The 17710-nt window shown below is 73.6% G+C and carries 13 protein-coding genes; 6 read left to right on the top strand and 7 right to left on the bottom strand.

Annotated features, from left to right (window positions below; all coding sequences use genetic code 11):
- The first annotated feature begins 85 nt into the window (after nt 1-85).
- Both FHS37_RS10580 and abc-f read left to right on the top strand, forming a co-directional pair.
- Nucleotides 86-982, top strand: a complete 897-nt coding sequence (locus FHS37_RS10580; protein ID WP_184819429.1) for an alpha/beta fold hydrolase — start codon at nt 86-88, stop codon at nt 980-982.
- Between the two features lie 318 nt (nt 983-1300).
- Nucleotides 1301-2926 (top strand): ribosomal protection-like ABC-F family protein, encoded by a 1626-nt coding sequence (abc-f, locus tag FHS37_RS10585; RefSeq protein WP_229889984.1) that lies wholly within the window; start codon nt 1301-1303, stop codon nt 2924-2926.
- Between the two features lie 32 nt (nt 2927-2958).
- Here the strand turns inward: abc-f and FHS37_RS10590 are convergent, their stop codons facing one another.
- On the bottom strand, nt 2959-3849 hold the full coding sequence (locus tag FHS37_RS10590; RefSeq protein WP_184819433.1) for a GNAT family N-acetyltransferase: 891 nt from the start codon (nt 3847-3849) through the stop codon (nt 2959-2961).
- A 314-nt stretch (nt 3850-4163) separates the two neighbouring features.
- On the opposite strand from FHS37_RS10590, the gene FHS37_RS10595 reads away from it, so the two are divergent.
- Together FHS37_RS10595 and FHS37_RS10600 are read left to right on the top strand one after the other, a co-directional pair.
- On the top strand, nt 4164-5453 hold the full coding sequence (locus FHS37_RS10595; RefSeq protein ID WP_184819435.1) for a phosphatase PAP2 family protein: 1290 nt from the start codon (nt 4164-4166) through the stop codon (nt 5451-5453).
- A 446-nt stretch (nt 5454-5899) separates the two neighbouring features.
- Nucleotides 5900-7231, top strand: a complete 1332-nt coding sequence (locus FHS37_RS10600; protein WP_229889972.1) for a DUF5933 domain-containing protein — start codon at nt 5900-5902, stop codon at nt 7229-7231.
- Nucleotides 7232-7364: 133 nt separating this feature from the next.
- Here FHS37_RS10600 and FHS37_RS10605 read toward each other — a convergent pair whose 3' ends face one another.
- Nucleotides 7365-7769, bottom strand: coding sequence for an STAS domain-containing protein (locus tag FHS37_RS10605; RefSeq protein ID WP_229889971.1), 405 nt, complete (start codon nt 7767-7769; stop codon nt 7365-7367).
- A gap of 107 nt (nt 7770-7876) precedes the next feature.
- On the opposite strand from FHS37_RS10605, the gene FHS37_RS10610 reads away from it, so the two are divergent.
- Nucleotides 7877-8206 carry a helix-turn-helix transcriptional regulator gene (locus FHS37_RS10610; RefSeq protein ID WP_184819437.1) on the top strand — a complete coding sequence of 110 codons (330 nt, stop codon included), beginning with the start codon at nt 7877-7879 and terminating at the stop codon, nt 8204-8206.
- A gap of 323 nt (nt 8207-8529) precedes the next feature.
- Here the strand turns inward: FHS37_RS10610 and FHS37_RS10615 are convergent, their stop codons facing one another.
- The 4 genes from FHS37_RS10615 to FHS37_RS10630 form a co-directional block, all read right to left on the bottom strand.
- Entirely contained in the window at nt 8530-9189 is a 660-nt protein-coding gene (locus tag FHS37_RS10615) for a response regulator (protein ID WP_184819438.1), read from the bottom strand.
- Nucleotides 9186-10406: a sensor histidine kinase gene (locus FHS37_RS10620; protein ID WP_184819440.1), complete on the bottom strand. Its 1221-nt coding sequence runs from the start codon at nt 10404-10406 to the stop codon at nt 9186-9188. Before FHS37_RS10620 ends, FHS37_RS10615 begins: the two co-directional genes overlap by 4 nt.
- Nucleotides 10407-10411: 5 nt before the next feature.
- The gene (locus FHS37_RS10625) at nt 10412-12613 is read right to left on the bottom strand and encodes an MMPL family transporter (RefSeq protein ID WP_184819442.1); all 2202 of its coding nucleotides are present in this window, start codon (nt 12611-12613) and stop codon (nt 10412-10414) included.
- A 174-nt stretch (nt 12614-12787) separates the two neighbouring features.
- Nucleotides 12788-16072 (bottom strand): AfsR/SARP family transcriptional regulator, encoded by a 3285-nt coding sequence (locus FHS37_RS10630; protein ID WP_229889970.1) that lies wholly within the window; start codon nt 16070-16072, stop codon nt 12788-12790.
- Nucleotides 16073-16188: 116 nt separating this feature from the next.
- On the opposite strand from FHS37_RS10630, the gene FHS37_RS10635 reads away from it, so the two are divergent.
- Nucleotides 16189-16521 (top strand): hypothetical protein, encoded by a 333-nt coding sequence (locus FHS37_RS10635; protein ID WP_184819444.1) that lies wholly within the window; start codon nt 16189-16191, stop codon nt 16519-16521.
- A 105-nt stretch (nt 16522-16626) separates the two neighbouring features.
- Here FHS37_RS10635 and FHS37_RS10640 read toward each other — a convergent pair whose 3' ends face one another.
- Entirely contained in the window at nt 16627-17649 is a 1023-nt protein-coding gene (locus tag FHS37_RS10640) for an NAD(P)H-dependent flavin oxidoreductase (RefSeq protein WP_229889969.1), read from the bottom strand.
- Nucleotides 17650-17710 lie beyond the last annotated feature (61 nt).

Consider the following 17710-nt stretch of genomic DNA (forward strand, 5'->3'; position numbering starts at 1 on the left):
GGACCTAATGGTACATGAAGCGATTGACGCATTAGGTGAGCGGGTGTTAGATCTAATGCGTCAATGCGCCAAGGAGGCATGTGAAATGACGGTGTCCACGGAGACGCCCCGCGTCTCGGTACCCGCCCGCACCGCCCACCGGTACGTCGAGGTCGACGGCGTGGAGGTCTTCTACCGGGAGTCGCTGCCCGAGCGCTCCGGCGCCCCGGTGCTCCTGCTCCTGCACGGCTTCCCCTCCGCCTCGCACCAGTTCCGGCGTCTCATCGACAGCCTGGGCCGGCACTACCGGCTGATCGCCCCCGACTACCCCGGCTTCGGGCACACCCGCGCCCCGGAGGACTTCGCCTACTCCTTCGAGCGGCTGGCGGACGTCGTCGAGGGCTTCACCGAACGGCTCGGGCTCACCCGGTACGCGATGTACCTGTTCGACTTCGGCGCTCCGGTCGGCTTCCGCCTGGCGCTGCGCCGGCCGGAGCGCGTGGCCGGGCTGGTCGTGCAGAACGGCAACGCCTATGCGGAGGGCCTGTCGGACGCGGCCCGCGCGTTCACCGCGCTCACCCCCGACACCCCCGGCGCCGAGTCCGCGATCCTCGGCCTGTTCACCCTGGACGCCACCCGCGCCCAGTACGAGGGCGGCACCGCCGACCCCACGCTCGTCGCGCCGGAGGGCTGGCTGCTGGACCAGTACTTCCTGGACCGGCCCGGCCGCAAGCAGGCCCAACTCGCCCTCGCCTACGACTACAGGAGCAACATCGCCGCCTACCCCGCCTGGCAGGCGTGGCTGCGCGGGCACCGCCCGCCCACCCTCATCACCTGGGGCACCGGCGACCCCTTCTTCCCCGAACCCGGCGCCCGCGCCTACCTGGACGACGTGCCCGAAGCGGAGCTCCACCTCTTCCCCACCGGCCACTTCGCCCTCGAGGACCACCTCCCCGAGATCGCCCCGCTCGTCGCCCGCTTCCTCGACCGCGTCCAGGCGTGAGGACCCACCGGCGCACGCCACCGGGATCCGCGCCCGCCCACCCCTCCGAAGGAGAACCGGCCATGCCTCCCGCCGCCCCTGGGTCCTGCTGGTCCGCGCCTCCGGCGTGGAGTCGACGGTCGCGTGCACCGTACTGAGAACGGCGAGGCGGTCCGCCGCGGCCTGCCTCGCCTTCTCGCACCGGCCTCACGCGGCAACTGGGCCGGCGCGAATGGCGAGACGCAGCGTCTTGCGTGAGCGGGGCGCATGGGCTACCTTTCCGAAAAGCGAGACGAGACGTCTCGTATTTCTATGGCCCACGAAAGAGGATGCCACTTGATCCGTACTCCCGAAGCACCGCCCGTCCGTACCGCCGTCTCCCAGCTCACCGTCTCCGGCGTCAGCAAGCGCTACGGCCATCACCTCGTCCTGGACCGCGTGTCCTTCACGGTCCGTCCTGGGGGGAAGGCGGGGGTCATCGGGGACAACGGCTCCGGCAAGTCCACCCTGCTGCGGCTGCTCGCCGGCGCCGTGCGGCCCGACGACGGAGAGGTCGACGTCGTCGCACCGGGCGGTGTCGGGCACTTGGCGCAGACCCTCGGCCTGCCGGAAACGGCGTGCGTCGGTGACGCCGTCGACCTGGCGCTGGCCGAACTGCGTGCTCTGGAAAGGAGGATGAGGGAGGCCGGTGCCGCGCTCCACGGCGCCGACCCGGCCGCGTGCGACCGGTACGCCGCGCTCGAGGCGGAGTTCGAGGCGCGCGGCGGGTACGACGCGGACCGCCGTGTCGACGTCGCCCTGCGCCACCTCGGCGAGTCGGCCGGCCTCGACCGGTCACGACGGCTCGGCACCCTCTCCGGCGGGCAGCGCTCCCGCCTCGCCCTGGCCGCGACGCTCGCCTCGGCGCCCGAGCTGCTGCTCCTCGACGAGCCCACCAACGACCTGGACGACGAGGCGGTGGCCTGGCTGGAGGAGCGGCTGCGCGCCCACCGGGGCACACTCGTCGCCGTCACCCACGACCGGGCGTTCCTCGACCGGGTCACCGACACCATCCTGGAGGTCGACCCGGACACCCGGTCCGTCCGCCGCTACGGCGACGGCTACACCGGGTACCTCGCCGCCAAGGCCGCCGAACGCGCCCGGCAGGAGCGGGAGCACGAGCAGTGGCGCACCGAGGTGGCCCGCCAGTCCCGGCTCGCCGACTCCCAGGCGGGCCGCCTCGAGGCGATCCCGCGCAAGGGGCCGTGGGCGTTCAGCGGCGCGGGTGCCTTCCGTGCCCGCTCGCGGGCCCACGGCGCCATGAGCCGCATCCGCAACGCGCGCGAGCGGCTGCACCGGCTCACCGAGAACCCGGTGCCCGCGCCTCCCGAACCGCTGCGGTTCTCGGCGGGCATCGGGGGGTCGGCGGACCGCGCGGTGGAGGTGGCGAACCTGCGCGTACCGGGGCGCCTGGTACTGGACTCGCTCCACGTCCCCGCAGGCGGCCGGCTCCTGGTCACCGGCCCCAACGGCGCGGGCAAGACCACGCTCCTGCGGGTCATGGCGGGCGAGTTGGCCCCGGAGCCGGGCGCCACGGTGCGGCGGCCCGCGCGGGTCGGCTTCCTGCGCCAGGTGGCGGCTCCGGCCTCCCCCGGCGAGGAGAGCCGCCCCCTGCTCGCGGCCTTCGGCGAGGACCGCGCCGACGAACTGCTCGCCCTGGGCCTGTTCCGCGAAGCCGACCTGGCCCGGCCCGTGCGGGACCTCTCCACCGGACAGCGCCGCCGCCTCGAACTCGCCCGCCTGGTCACGGGTTCGCACGATCTGCTGCTGCTGGACGAACCGACGAACCACCTCTCGCCCTCCTTGGTGGAGGACCTCCAGGCGGCCCTCGCCTCGTACGAGGGGACGCTCGTCGTCGTCACCCACGACCGGCGGCTGCGGTCGGTCCTGCCCGGAGCCGTTCGGGAGATCACCCCGGCCCGGTGACCGCCCGCACGGCGGACGCCGGTCCGCCGGCCTCACAGGTCGAGCTGGTACTCCAGGGCCTTGTGCGTGGGGAGGTACCCCAGCGCGTCGTTGATGCGCCGCATGTGCGTGTTGCTGTCCGCGGTGTCGGTGACCAGGCCGGCGAGCCCGGGGCGGTCGGCGCGGGCGAGGCGGATCGACTCGGCCTTCATCCAGCGGCCGAGGCCGTGGCCGCGGTGCCCGGGCAGCACGCCGGTGCCGTAGTGCAGCCCGTCGCCCCTGCCGTCGCCCGGCACGACGAGTTCCGAGAAGCCGACGACCGAGCCGTCCGACTCGTCGACGGCGGCCACCGTGGTGAGCAGCTCACCGCGGTCGGCGATGGCCTCGGCAGCGGCCAGCACCCGCTCGACGTCCCAGGCCACGACACCGTGGTCGGTGTCGCCTATCGGCATGTCGTCCATGGCGCGGCGCGAGTCGGCGAAGGTCCCGGCCAGCTCGTCGGGGACGGCGCCGCGCCAGGACACGAGACGGTAGCCGGGGTGCGGCCGTTCGACGATCGCGTCGATCCCGTCGGCCCGGCCGCCGTCCCACCCGTCCAGCGCGAGCCGGGCGTACGTCAGTGTCAGCACCCTGCGGAAGCCGTGTGCGGCAAGGAAGTGATCGCCCGGCGTGCCCGCGTCGGCCTGCGCGATCACCGACCGCCTGCCCGCCTCCCGCGCGGCGGCCACCGCCGCCTCGAGCAGCCGCGACCCGACCCGCCGGCGCCGCTCCGCCGGGTGCACGTTCACCTGCAGTTCGGCCAGGTGCTCCTGGCCCTCCCGGTTGAACACCCGGAGGAACGCGGACCCGAGCGGAGCACCGTCGTCCCCGGCGGCCAGCCACGCGAGGCGGTGGCCGGAAGGGGTGCGGTCGGGGTCGGTGAGGGCGGTGACGCGGAGGGACAAGACGGCTCCGGTGAGGTCGAGGGGGGCGGCGTCGGCCCGAGTCGACCACGCGCCCGGCCGCCGGTCCAGGGAATTCCGCGGAACGGCAGGGGGCCGCGCCGCCGTCGCGGGCCGGAACCCGGACCGTGATCCTTCCGTCTTCCTCTGCCGACGGGTCGGCGCGGCCATGTCATTCTTCGCCGGAGGCCGGGCCGTCGAGCACGTTCGGCAGCCGTTCGACCGAAATCCAGCCCAGCGAACAGAGGTGGAGACACATGCCGTCACGGGTGTTCTCGCGAATAAGCCGGCGCCGAGCACGGGCGAGACTCTGGGCCGTGGCGGGTGTGGCGACCCTCGGGTTCCTCGTCGCGCTGGAGATCGCCGCGCGTCGCTACGGCCTTCCGGGGCCGATCACCAACCAGGCGGAAGAGCTGGTGTTCGCCCCCAGCTCGGGGCCGCTGCTGTACGCCGCCATGGCGCTGACGACGGTGGTGCTCACCTGGCGGCAACGGTTCGTCGCGGCCGGTGCCGCGATCGGCGTCGACGTCGCCTTCGCGCTGGTGCGGTGGGCGGTCGACGCCAGGGTGACCGACGGGCACTCCTTCGGGAACGGCGCCCTGTGGGTGATCCTGGGCGTCGCGGTCGTCGCCGTCACGCGCCGCACCGGCCGGGAACGGGTCCTGCTGCTGAAGGGCGCCGGGCTGGGCCTCCTGCTGGTGGCCGGCCGCAAGACGGGCGACACCTGGCTGCTGATCACCTCGAAGACCCGCCCGGAGGTGCTCGACCCGTACGTGGTCACCGCCGACCGCGCGCTGGGCAACCCGTCGTGGGTGGTGGGCCGGATGGTCGAGGCCGCGGGCCCGGTCGGCGCCCACGTCCTCGACTTCGTCTACGCCCAGCTCGCGGTGGCCGCGGTCGTCGCCGCGCTGTACCAGCTGCGCCACGTGGCGGCCGAGCGCCGCTTCCCGCGCCACCACCTGGTGCGCACCTTTCTCGTGATCGGCCTCCTCGGACCGGCCGTCTACATGGTCTTCCCCGTGGTCGGACCGGTCTTCCTCTACGGCACCGGCGCGTTCGGCACCGGCGGCGAGGAGTGGGCGGTGGCCCTCCTGTGGCCGGACACGCTTCCGCCGGTCGGCACGCCGCACCCGGTGGCGTACGACGGGATCACGCCCCGCAACTGCATGCCCAGCCTGCACACGGCGTGGGCCACCGCCATCTTCGTCCACACCCGCAAGAGCCCGCGGCCGCTGCGCCACGCGGGAACGTTCTGGCTGGTCGCCACGCTCTGCGCGACGCTCGGATTCGGCTACCACTACGGCATCGATCTCATCGCCGGCGTGGTCTTCACGCTCACGATCGAGACGGCGCTGCGCTCGTCCGGCCGCGGCTGGGACCGGGCGGGGGTCCGGCTGGTCGCCCACGGGACGGTGGTCTTCGCGGCGATCCTGGCGTCGTCCCGCTGGCTGTCGACGGAGATGGCCGGACATCCCTGGGTGGCCGGGCCGCTCCTCGTCCTGGCGACGACCTCGGTGGTCCTCGGGTACGTACGGGCCACGAAACGGTGGGAACCGGAGGTTGCGGTACCGGCGCAGCGACCGGAAGCACGCCTCGAACCGGCCTGAGGCCCGGACGCGGAACGGCTGAGGCCCGGACGCGGAACGGCCGACCGCGGCTCCCCTCCCTCCCCCGCCGGCGACGCGGGCCCCGGGTGACGAGGGCCGAGCCCGTTCCCCCGGCCCGGCAGGCGACGGCGCTTGCGCGCCCACATGGCTATTGACCTGCCCGGATTTGCTGTGCTTCGCTCGGCGCGAGGGCCTGGGAGCGCCGCTGTCGTGGTGCGGGGCCGGCGAGTACGGGGCCGGAACCCGCACCGTACTCTTTCCGTCTTGCTCCCGACGGGCTGCTCCTCGTGAGGAGAACACGCTCCGACCGGAAGGCAGCAGATGATATCCACCCCGACATGAGCAGTATTTAACAAAGCAGACAAAAAGTGACAGACATACCACCGCAGAACCTTTCGCGAATACGGGGGAGAACCGCGCTCTCCGTATGGCGTCGGCCACGAGCCGTGCTCTGGACCCTGGCCGCTGTCGTGACCCTCGGGTTCCTCGTCGCGCTGGAGTTCGCCGCGCGTCACCACGGCTCGCCGGGGCCGATCACCCTCCAGGCGCGGGAGGTGGTGTTCGCCCCCAAGTCGGGCGGCCTGCTGTACGCCGCCATGGCGCTGACGATGGTGGTGCTCACCTGGCGGCAACGGTTCGTCGCGGTGGGCGCCGCGATCGGCGTCGACGTCGCCTTCGCGCTGGTGCGGTGGGCGGTCGACGCCGACACGGCCGGCGGCCACCCCTTCGGGAACGGCGCCCTGTGGGTGATCCTGGGCGTCGCGGTCGTCGCCGTCACGCGCCGCACCGGCCGGGAACGGGTCCTGCTGCTGAAGGGCGCCGGGCTGGGCCTCCTGCTGATGGCCGGCCGCAAGACGGGCGACACCTGGCTGCTGATCACCTCGAAGACCCGCCCGGAGGTGCTCGACCCTTACGTGGCCACCGCCGACCACGCACTGGGCAACCCGTCGTGGTGGGTCGGCCGGATCGTCACGGCCACCGGCTCCGTCGGCTTCAACTTCCTCGACTTCGTCTACGGCAACCTCGCGGTGGCCGCGGTCGTCGCCGCGCTGTACCAGCTGCGCCACGTGGCGGCCGAGCGCCGCTTCCCGCGCCACCACCTGGTGCGCACGTTCCTGGTGATCGGCCTCGTCGGGCCGGCCTTCTACATGATCTTCCCGGTGGTCGGGCCGATCTTCGCCTACGGCACGGGCATGGAGCACTGGTCGGCAGTCAGCCTGTGGGCGCCGGACATGCCGCCCAGCGCGCCCTGGGCCGCGGCCGACCTGTGGCCGCAGACGCTTCCGCCGGTCGGCACCCCGCACCCCATGCCGTTCGACGGGATCACCCCGCGGAACTGCATGCCCAGCCTGCACACGGCGTGGGCCACCGCCATCTTCGTCCACACCCGCAAGGGCCCGCGGCTACTGCGCCACGCGGGAACGTTCTGGCTGGTCGCCACGCTCTGCGCGACGCTCGGATTCGGCTACCACTACGGCGCGGACCTCATCGCCGGCGTGGTCTTCACGCTCACGATCGAGGCGGCGCTGCGCTCGTTCGACCGCGGCTGGGACCGGGCGGGGGTCCGGCTGGTCGCCCACGGGACGGTGGTCTTCACCGCGTTCCTGGTGTCGTACCGCTGGCTGCCCGTCCAGATGGCCGAGCACCCGTGGGTGTCCGGTCCCCTGCTCGTGCTGGCGACGGCCTCGGTGGTCTACGGCTACGCACGGACCACCGCACTGTGGTCGGGCAGGACCGCACCGGCGCGGCACCCGGAACCGCAACCCGAACCGATCTGAACCGCGCTCGCCCCCGGTCGCCGGCCGAGACGGAGGACCCGGCCCCCGGCCCGGGGGCCGGCCGGACCGGTGGCGCACCCGCGTTCACCCGGGGCGCGAACCGCCCGCCCCCGCCTCCTCGGCGCAGGGCGACTCAGCGGACGGCGGCGTCGTCCACGGTCTCCCGTATGTCCAGGACGGCGTCGACCCCGGTGACCTCGCAGAGCAGCCGGACCTGCCGTGACGGCGCGACCAGGCGCAGGGTGCCCGCCCGGTGGGTGAGGATCAGCAGGTTCAGGAACGACGAGTCCGCGAAGGTGACGCCGGAGGCGTCCAGGACCACCTTCGGACGCTCCCCGGCCGCGGCCCGCAGTGCCTCCGCCAAGGGCGTGATCGAGTGCATGTCGTAGGAGCCCTGCGCGACGACCACCCGGGCGCCGTGCCGTTCGTACTGAAACACCGAGGCCCCCTCCGGGGCGGGCCCGGTGGCCTGTTCGGGCGGCGGCTTCCCGCCGGTGTTGCTCATGAGCGTCGGCATGGCGGCCTCGTCCCAGGGCACCTTAGGGCTCCTTCTGCGGTTCTTCCCCACGGGGTCACGTCATCTGTTACCTGAAAAGTATGTCATGTATCTGCGTTCCGGCAATGAGGAGCCGTAAAATGCGGGGCATGGTTGGAGTGCCCGAACCTCACACCGGATGGACGTTCATCACCAATCACGCGCGTGTACTGGCGGCCATCGCCGACAACCCGAACGTCCGGATCCGTGACATCGCCGCCCACTGCCGGCTCACCGAGCGTGCCGTCCAGCGGATCATCTCGGACCTCGAGCAGGACGGTTACCTCTCCCACACCCGCGACGGGCGCACGAACACCTACCGCATCGAGCCGGACAAGGTGCTGCGCCACCCGGCGGAAGCGGGCCTCCCCGTGGCCTCCCTGCTCTCCCTCCTCGTGCAGGACGAGACCGAGCGCGTCAGGAAGCCGGTCGCCCGGTAGCGGACGGGCGCCGCGCCCGCGTCGCTTCCCCCGCACCCGGGCCCGTCGACGCGTGGGCCGACCGGGACGGACGGTCGCGGCCGCACGGGGACGCCGGCCCCCCGGCCCCGGTGCGAGCGATCACGGAGCGCCGGTCCGCCCCGCGGACCTCGACCCCCGTGACGTGCGCGGCCCGGTTCCCGAGGCCGGTGGGGGAGCGGTCGTGGTGCGAGCCGCCGACGGCACGGAAGCCCCGCGCGTACGTGGGCCGGCACGACCGGCGCACGGTCCGGTGCGCACGCCCTCCCGTCCGGTGCGACGGCCGGAGGCGTCATGCCGGGACGTCACGGGGAGTCCTCCGTGCCGGAAGCCCTCCGCAGCAGCCCCCTCTCCATCGCCACCACCACCGCCCTCGTCCGGTCGTTCACGTCGAGCTTGGCGAACAGGCGGAGCAGGTGGGTCTTCACCGTCGCCTCGGCGATGACGAGTCGCCGCCCGATCTCGGCGTTGGTCAGACCGTCCGCCACCGCGTGCAGGACGTCCGCCTCGCGGGCCGTCAGCGGGGCCTGGGCGGGCTGCCGCATCCGGGCGACCAGCCTCTCGGCCACCCGGGGCGCCAGCACCGTCTCGCCTCGGGAGGCGGCGTGGATCGCGTCGACCAGCTGCTCACGGGTGGTGTCCTTGAGGAGGTAGCCGATGGCCCCGGCCTCCACCCCGCGCTCGATGTCCGCGTCGGTGTCGTACGTCGTCAGGATCAGCACGCGGGTACGGGGGAAGCGGTTCACGATCTCGGTCGTGGTGGCCACTCCGTCGAGCACCGGCATGCGCAGGTCGACCAGGGCGACGTCGGGCTCGTACCGCTCGACCAGTTCGAGGGCCACACGGCCGTCGCCCGCCTCGCCGACGATCTCGATGCTCGTCTCGGAGGTGAGGAGAGCCACCACTCCGGCCCGCATGACGGTGTGGTCGTCCACCACGATGATGCGGACCCCTCCGCCACTCACGCCTCCGCCCCGCTCTCTCCCGGTGCCGGGGAGGCCAGGGGGATCGACGCCAGTACGCGCGTCCCGTCACCCAGCGAACTCGTCACCGTCAGCCTCCCGCCCAGCTCCGCCAGCCGTTTGCGCATCCCGTCCAGACCGAAGCCCGCCGACTCCCCCACCACGAAGCCGGTCCCGTCATCGGTGATCTCCAGTTCCACCCCGTACGCCTGCCGGGTCAGGACCACGCCGACCGTGGAGGCGCGCGCGTGCTTGCGCACGTTGGCCAGGGACTCCTGGGTGCAGCGCAGCAGCGCGATCCGGGTCTGCTGGTCGCACCCGAGGTCCTCCAGGTCGGCGTGCACGATGAGCCCGGTGTCCTCCGCGAAGCGGTCCAGGGTCCGGCGCAGCGTCCGTGCCACCGAACCGGCCGCCACCTGGCCCGGCCCCGGTCCCCGCACGGAACCGACCAGCTCCCTCGCCTCCGCGAGGTTGTCCCGCGCGGTCGACTCGATCGACCACAGCTGCTGGGCACTTCGCGCGGTGTCGGAGTCCAGCCCCGCACGGGCCGCCTCCGCGAGCACGATGATCGACGCGAAGCCCTGCGCGAGCGTGTCGTGGATCTCCCGCGCCATCCGCTCCCGTTCGTCCGCCGCCCCCTGACGCTGGTGCGCCTCGGACAGCTGCGCCTGCGTCCGCTCCAACTCGTCGATGAGCCGCGCCCGTTCCTCGCTCTGTGCGACCACCGAATGCGCCCACAACCCGATCAGCACCCCCACCGCCACGACGATCAGCGTGGACACGAGCGTCTCGCTGAAGAACTCCACCGACCAGCCGTCCTGCCGCAGGACGCTCCCGGTCAGGGTGCCGGCCGTGGCCAGCCCCAGGAACGTCATCGAGGCCCTCGGCGTCCGCCCGAACATCCAGTAGTGCGGCAGGGTCACCATGAACAGCGCCGCGTAGTTGCCGCGCAGGTACGCGAGCCCGCCCAGCGCGACCACCAGCACCGAGAGGTAGCCGTGGGGCCGTACGACGGGGTGGTCCGGGAACCGGTGGAGGACGGCGTAGCACAGCACCACGCCGCCCAGCAGCGCGAGCGCGGCGTACCTGCTCCCGCCGGGCCGGTCCATGGCGACGAGTCCGACGGCCATCAGGGCGAACAGCACCCAGCACACCGCGTTCCAGCGGCGCAGCGAGGTGGCCCAGAAGGCGTCGGCGGTGGGCCCGGTGAGAGCGGTCATGCCGATCAACGTACGTCGACCGCCGGGCGCACCGGCTCCTTTTTCCCCGCACCGGCCGCCGCACCCCGCGCTCCCCGCGAGGGCCACCAACTGGCCTCGCCGAGCAGGAGCATGGCCGACGGCAGCACCAGGACCCGGACGACGACCGCGTCGATCAGCACGGCCGCCGCCAGCACGAAGCCGATCTGCTTCATCTCGATGATGTGCAGGAAGACGAAGCTGGCGAAGACGGTCGTCATCACGACCGCGGCGCTGGTCACCACGCTCGCCGAGGAGCGGATCCCGTCGAGCACCGCCTGCCGCGTGGGGACGCCCGCGAGCACGGCCTCCCTGATCCGGCTCACCACGAACACCTGGTAGTCCATCGAGAGCCCGAAGAGGATCACGAAGAGGAAGAGCGGCACGCGGGATCCGATCGAACCCGTGGAGTCGAAGTCCAGCAGCCCCTCGGCCCAGGTCCCCTGGAAGACCAGGACGAGCAGTCCGAGCGCCGCCGCCGCGGACAGCAGGTTCAGCACGACGCCGATCAGGCCGAGGACGACCGACCGGAAGGCGTACACGGTCATCACGAACGTCACCAGCAACAACGCCCCCAGCACCAGGGGGAGCTTGCCGTTCTGGTGGGCGGGATAGTCGGCGTAGCGGGCGACGTCACCGCTCACCCCGAACTCGGCGCCGTCGATCCGGCCCACCGTGGCGGGCAGGTGGTCGTCCCGCAGGCGGTCGAGGGAGTCGTACGCCTGCTCGGAGTTGCCCAGGTGCGGCACCTTCAGCTCGAGGACGCTGGTCCGGTGGTCGGCCGACGTCCGTATCCGCGAGGCGCCGGTGAACAGGCCGTCGTCACCGGTGCGCCGGGCCACCTCGCGCAGGGCCGAGGTGACCTCCGCGGAGCGCGAGGCGTCGGCGCGCACCACGACCTGGTGGGTCACCCGCTGCTCGGGGAACGCCTCGTTGAGCCGGTCGTACACCCGCATCGCGGGGATGTCGCGGGAGTGCGTGTCCCGGCTCATCTCCGTGATCCTCAGCCCGGCCAGCGGGGCGACGAGTGCGAGGAGGCCGAGGACCGAACAGCACAGGGTGGCCAGGGGATGCCGGGCCGCGGGCCGCAGCAGTGCCGACCACACCCGGCCGTCGCCGCCCCGGCCCCCCACCCGGCGGGCGGGTTTCCCGCGTCGTGCCCGTCGCAGTTCCCTGCGCTCGGCCCGCTGCCCGAGCTTGACGAGGAGCGCGGGCAGGGCCGTCAGCGAACTGGCCACCGCGACCAGTACGACGATGATGGTGCCGGTCGCGAGCGAGGAGAAGATCACGTCGGAGGCCAGGTACAGCGTCGCCGTGGAGACGGCGACCGCGAGCCCGGAGACCACGACCGCCCGCCCCGAGGTCGCGGCCGCCAGCTCCACCAGTGCCGCGGAGCCGAGCCGGCCGCCGGAGCGGGCCCGCTCCTCGCGCTCGCGCTTGAGGTAGAAGAGCGTGTAGTCGACGCCGACCGCCAGGCCGATCATGAGGATGACGTTCGTGCCGACCCCGGCGTCGGGGGAGAGGTGCGAGGCGACCATGGAGAGCCCGATCGCCGCCGCGATCGACGACAGCGCCAGCAGCAGCGGCACCCCGGCCATGGTGACCGACCCGAACACGACCAGCAGGGTGACGAGCGTGACCGGGAGCGTGATCGCCTCCGAGAGCGCCAGGTCGTCGCTGCGCTGCCGGTCGACGCCCTTGCTGATGGAGGGACTTCCGGTCTCCTGGAGGAGGAGCCCGGGGTGGTCCTCCTGCACCGCCTCGGTCTGCTCCACGAGCGCGTCGACCTTGTCCTTGGCGTCCCGCTCCTCGCCCTTCAGCGCCACCTCGACCATGAGGACCGTACGGTCGCCGGAGAGCAGCGGGGCGGCCACGCCCGCGACGTCGGGCAGCCGCTTCATCCGGGCGGTGAGGTCCTCCGCGGCGGCTTCGGCCGCGTTCCGGTCGAGGGCACCCGACCTGGCGGAGATCAGCACCTGCTCGGTGGGCCTGCGCTCCAGATGTCCCGCGGCGGCGAGGGCCTCGGCGCGGCCCGCCTCACCGACCCGGTAGTCCGCCGTCTTCGCGCTGTTCGTACCGACAGCACTGCCGGCGCCCAGACAGAGCGCCACGAACACCAGCCAGCCGGCGATCGCCCGCCAGGGGTGCCGTGCGCTCCACCGCGCCATGCGCACAGAGAATGATTTCATGCCCGAAAGCCTTGCTGGACAGGGCAGTTGCCGGACAGAGGTACTCGGTTGAACCTGGTGTCCACCGGTCGGTGGACACCCGTGCTGGGGGAAACCCCACGTGCGTCGGGTTCCTCGTGAGGGCACGACGAGGCCGACGGCTCCGGCTCTGCGGGTGCGGGACCGGCGGGCACGTCAGCGGTCGGGGTTCTGGTACTCCCGCTCGGGCACGCCGAGGTCCGCGAGGATGTCCCGTGCTCGTCGGCCCAGCCGTTCGGCGGTGGCGCTCCCGGTTCGGCGGTGGAACCGGGCGAGTGCCAGGAGGGTACGGGCCTCGCCCGGGCGGTGGCCGGTTCCGCGGTGGACGGCCAGGGCCTCCCGGGCAAGCCTGACGTCCGGGGCGTGGGCCGTTTCGAAGAGGGTCGTCAGGGCCTGGCCCTCCGCCACGCGGAAGGAGTGGGCGCGGGCCAGGTGCAGCGCCTGTGCGGCGCGGGCGCGGGCCTCGTGATGCCGGCCCAGGTGGTGGCAGGTGAGGCCGAGGCTCAGGAGGGTGTCGGCCTCGGCGCGTCTGGACATCACCTCGCGGGCCAGGGCGAGTGCCTGCTCGTCGGCCCGGAGCGCCCGGTCCGGACGCGCCAGCTTCCGGTGGGCGGCGGCCACCGCGTTGAGGATGCCGGCCTGGATCCAGTACCGCTTGGTGTCCCTGACCAGGGTCAGGGCTCGCTCGGCCTGCTCCAGCCCCTCCTCGGGGCGGCCGAGGTCGAGACTGATCCTCGCGACGGTGCCGAGCATCATCGCGCGGCCGTCGCGGTGGCCGGCCGCTTCGTCCCGGGCCACCGCCGGGCCGAGGAGATCGAGCGCGTCGGCGAAACGGCCGAGTTCCCAGTACACCCCGCCCAGGATCTGCACGGCCGAAGTGCCGTTCCACCGGCTGAGCCGTGCACTGAGGCGCACGGCGCGTTCGAGGTGGCCGGCGGCCTCGTGCAGCCGGCCCAGGTCCCGGCAGGTCATGCCGAGGCCGGTCAGCCCGAACCCCTCGTAGTCACGGGGCCCGGTCTCGCGGAAGACGCGCAGGCCGGCGGTGAAGTCGTCGCGGGCCCTGTCCAGGCGCGCCGTGCTCCAGTGCGCGAAGCCCCTGAGGCCGAGGGCCGCGGCTTCGCCCGCCACCCAGTCGAGCTCCCGGCTGATGTCCAGAGCGCGTGTGGCGTGCTCCATCGCCCGTCGGACGTGGCCCCGGTCCCACCGGGCCGCCGCGAGGCTGAAGTGCATCGCGGCCTGGCCGAACGGGTCCTTCTCGGCTTCGGCCGCGTCCAGCGCCGTCCGGCCGACGGCCTGCCAGGTCCTCCGCGGCAGGTGGGTCCAGAAGTGGCTGAACAGCGCGGAGACCATGTACCAGGTGACGGGGCGGGGCCCGTGGCGGCCGGCGTGGTCGATGACGGCGAGCAGGTTCGGCAGCTCCGCCTCCAGCCACTGTTCGGATCCGGTGGCCGACGGCACGCCCGGGGAACCGGCGGCTCGGAGGTCGCGGGGCAGCTCCGGGAAGAGCGAGGTCCCCGCGGTGGCGCGAACGGCGTGCAGGTACCAGACCAGGAGCCGCTCCAGCGCGGCGCCGCGCTCTGCGGCCGTCTCCTCCACCGCCGACCGCTCCCGCGCGTACGCGCGGAGGAGGTCGTGGAACCGGTACCGGCCCGCCGCCGCGGGTTCGATCAGGTGCGCCGCGGCCAGGGAGCCGAGCAGCCGGCGAGCCTGCGTGAGCGGTGCGTCCAGGAGGGCCGCCGCGGCCTCGGCGGTGAAGTCCGCTCCCGGGAACAGCCCGAGCAGCCGGAACAGCCGGCGCGCGCCGGGCGCCAGGACCCGGTACGACACCGAGAAGGCCGTGCGCAGAGGCGAGTCGGCGTCACCGTCCGGCTCCAGCGCCTCCAGCCTGTTGCCCGCGGTCATCTCGGCGACCAGGTCGGCTGTCCGCAGGGACGGATCGCCCGCCAGTCTGGCGGCGGCCACGCGCAGGGCCAGGGGGAGGCCGCCGCAGAGCCGGACCAGCTCGCCGGCCGCGTGTCCGTCGTCGTCGACCCGGTCCGCGCCGAGGGCACGGCCCAGGAGCGCGCGGGCCTCGTCCGGCCGGAGGAGGTCCAGGGGCAGGGCGTGGGCGCCGTCGCGGGCGACGAGGTCGCCGAGCCGGTTGCGGCTGGTGACGAGGACGCAGCAGGTCGGGCCGGCCGGCAGCAGCGGTCGCACCTGATCGGCGGAGGCCGCGTTGTCCAGGAGCACGAGCATGCGCCGGCCGGACAGCAGGGTGCGGAAGACGCGGCCCTGGGCCTCGTGGTGCGGGGGGATCTCCGAGGCCGCGAGGCCCAGGCCGCGCAGCAGCAGTTCGAGGGCCTCGCCGGGTTCCAGGGGGCGGCGGTCGGGGTCGAAGCCGTGGAGGTTGACGTAGAGCTGGCCGTCCGGGAAGCGGTCGCGAACCCGGTGGGCCCAGTGCACGGCCAGCGCGGTCTTGCCGATGCCGGCGGCACCGCCGATGGCCGAGATGACGACGGTGTTCGCCGGGTCCCCGGGGTCCCGTTCGGGCGGGAGCAGGGTCCGGAGGCGGGCGAGTTCGGCGGTGCGGCCCGCGAAACCCGGCACGTCGTGCGGGAGTTCGGCGGGCACGACGCCCGCGCCGGGCCGGGAGGGCGCCGGCGGAGGAGGGAGCAGGAAGGCGTCGTCCTGGCGCAGCACCGCCTCGTGCACCCGGCGGAGTTCCTCCCCCGGATCGGCCCCGAGCTCGTCACGCAGTCGTACGCGCATCTCCTCGTAGGCGTGGAGGGCCTCCGCCTGACGTCCGCAGCCGTACAGGGCCCGCATGCGCAAGGCCCTCAGCGACTCGTCGTAGCGGTCCGCCGCCGAAGACGCCGGCACCCCGCCGAGGTCGTCGAGGGCCTCACCGAACCGGCCGAGCGACACGAGGCACTTGAGGCGTTCCAGCCTGAGCGTCCGGCGGCGCTCCTCCCACCGCTGCCGTTCGTCCCGCGCGAACGGCCCCGGCAGCCCGGCCAGCGGTTCGCCGCGGAACAGCCCGAGGGCACCGGCCAGTCGGTCGGCCGCGGTGGACAGGTCGCCGGACGCGACGGTGCGCAGCGCCGCGTCTCCCCGCTCGTCCAGCTCCTCGGTGTCGAGCCGGACGCCCTCGACGACGAAGCGGTACCAGCCCTTGCCGCTGCGGATCACCGATTCCGCGGGCGGGGTGCCGGCCGGGTCGAGTGCCCTGCGCAGCGAGTTGACGTGGGTGGGCAGCGCCTTGCGGCCGCCCGCGGGCGGCTCCGACCCCCACACCGCGTCGAGCAGCCGCTCATGACTCACCACGGCTCCCCGGCTCAGCAGCAGCGAGGCCAGCACGGTCTGCCGCTTGACCGGCCCCAGCTCCAGCGGCGCTCCGTCCCGCCATGCCCGTAACGGCCCGAGCACCTCGAACCGGAACCGCTGAGGAGATCCTCCGCCCACCCGAAGCCTCCGCTTCCGCACGTCGTCCAGGTCATCGAGAATTCATCAGCATTGCAGCACGCCCCGCCATGGTGGTGGTCGAGAGATCGCACAACCCGCACGACCAGGGGGCCCGAGTGACCGAAACGGAGTTGGTGGCGACCGCGTTGGCCGCAGGGGCGGCGGCCAGGCTCACCGGCACCCCGCGCGGAGTCGTCCACGACCTCCACGCCGCGCTGCGGGAGGCGGTGCGCCGCCGGCTGGCCGGTGGCGGCGACGGCGTGCGGGGCGGCTACGGCGTACGCGTGCTGGACGCGTACGACACGGACCCCGACGTGTGGCGGACCCGGTTGCTCCAGGTCCTGTCCTCCGGGGTGGAGATCGACGAGGAGATCCGCGCGGCGGCCCGCGCCGTGCTCCGCGCGCAGCGCCGGACGGGACACGTCACCGGGGACGTGGCCGGCCCGTGACGCGGTGACCGCCCCGCCCCGGGCAACGCGCACAGGCACCGGACCCGCACCGTCCGGTTCAGCGCGTCCCCGCGTCCGTCACCTCGCCGCCGAGCCGTGGCCCGATCAGTGCGGAGTGCCGTGCGTGCACGCGTCGGCGGTGCGGCGCAGGATCGTCTCCGCGTCGTCGACGATCCTCCGTACGATCTCGGCCGCCGGGAGGACGTCGTGGACGAGGGCCGCGGACTGGCCGGTGAACGGCAGGACCTCGTGCCCTCGTCCGGCGAGCACGGCCTCCACGATGCGGGGACCGGCTTCGGCCGGCCGCACCCGCTCCGGATGGGCCTCGGCCTCCTCCAGGAAGGGCGTGCGCAGCGACCGGGGGAAGCCGTAGGCGTCAGGCCGTGAGAACGGCGGCATGAACCTGTCGCTGTGGGCCAGCTTGACCGTGTCGCGCGCCTCTGCGGCGACGATCCGGTCCTTCCACTCCCCGGCGATGTCCATCTCCACCGACGCGAGCAGGCGCGTGCCGAGGGCCACGCCCTGGGCGCCCAGGGCCAGAGCCGCCGCCAGCCCCCGCCCGTCCGCGATGCCGCCCGCGGCGACGACCGGAATCGCCCCCGCGACGTCCACGACCTGCGGAACCAGCACCATGGTGGCCACCTCGCCGCCCTGGCCGCCCGCCTCGCCGCCCTGGGCGACGATCACGTCCGCACCGGCGCGTACGGCCTGCTCGGCCTGCCGGACGTCCATGACCTGCTGGATCCACAGGATGCCCGCCTCATGGGCGCGCCCGATCAGGTCCCCGGGCACCCCGAGGTGGAAGGAGATCGCGGCCGGGCGTTCGTCCAGCGTGGCCTGGAACGCCTCCTCGTTCAGGGGGCGGAGGGTGTGGTTGATCGCGAAGGGGCGGTCGGTGAGCTCCCGCATGCGGGCCCACTGCCGTCGCAGGTCGGCGAGCGGGCGCACCGCCGTGCCCAGGCTGCCCAGGCCTCCGGCCCCGCACACGGCCGCCGCGAGATCGACCTGTTCGTACGGCCCGTACGGTGCGCCGATGACGGGGACGTCGATACCGAGTACGTCGCACAGCCGTGTCCGCAGCATCGTCGCCTCCCCCGGTTCGTGGGTCGAGCGGAGCAGAGCCGTCACGACTCATGCTGCCCCGCCGACGCGTCCGGCGCGCGGCGGGGAGGGACGGCCCCGCCCTGAC

Source organism: Streptomyces griseomycini, from assembly GCF_014203535.1.
In the GTDB taxonomy this organism is placed as follows: Bacteria; Actinomycetota; Actinomycetes; order Streptomycetales; family Streptomycetaceae; genus Streptomyces; species Streptomyces griseomycini.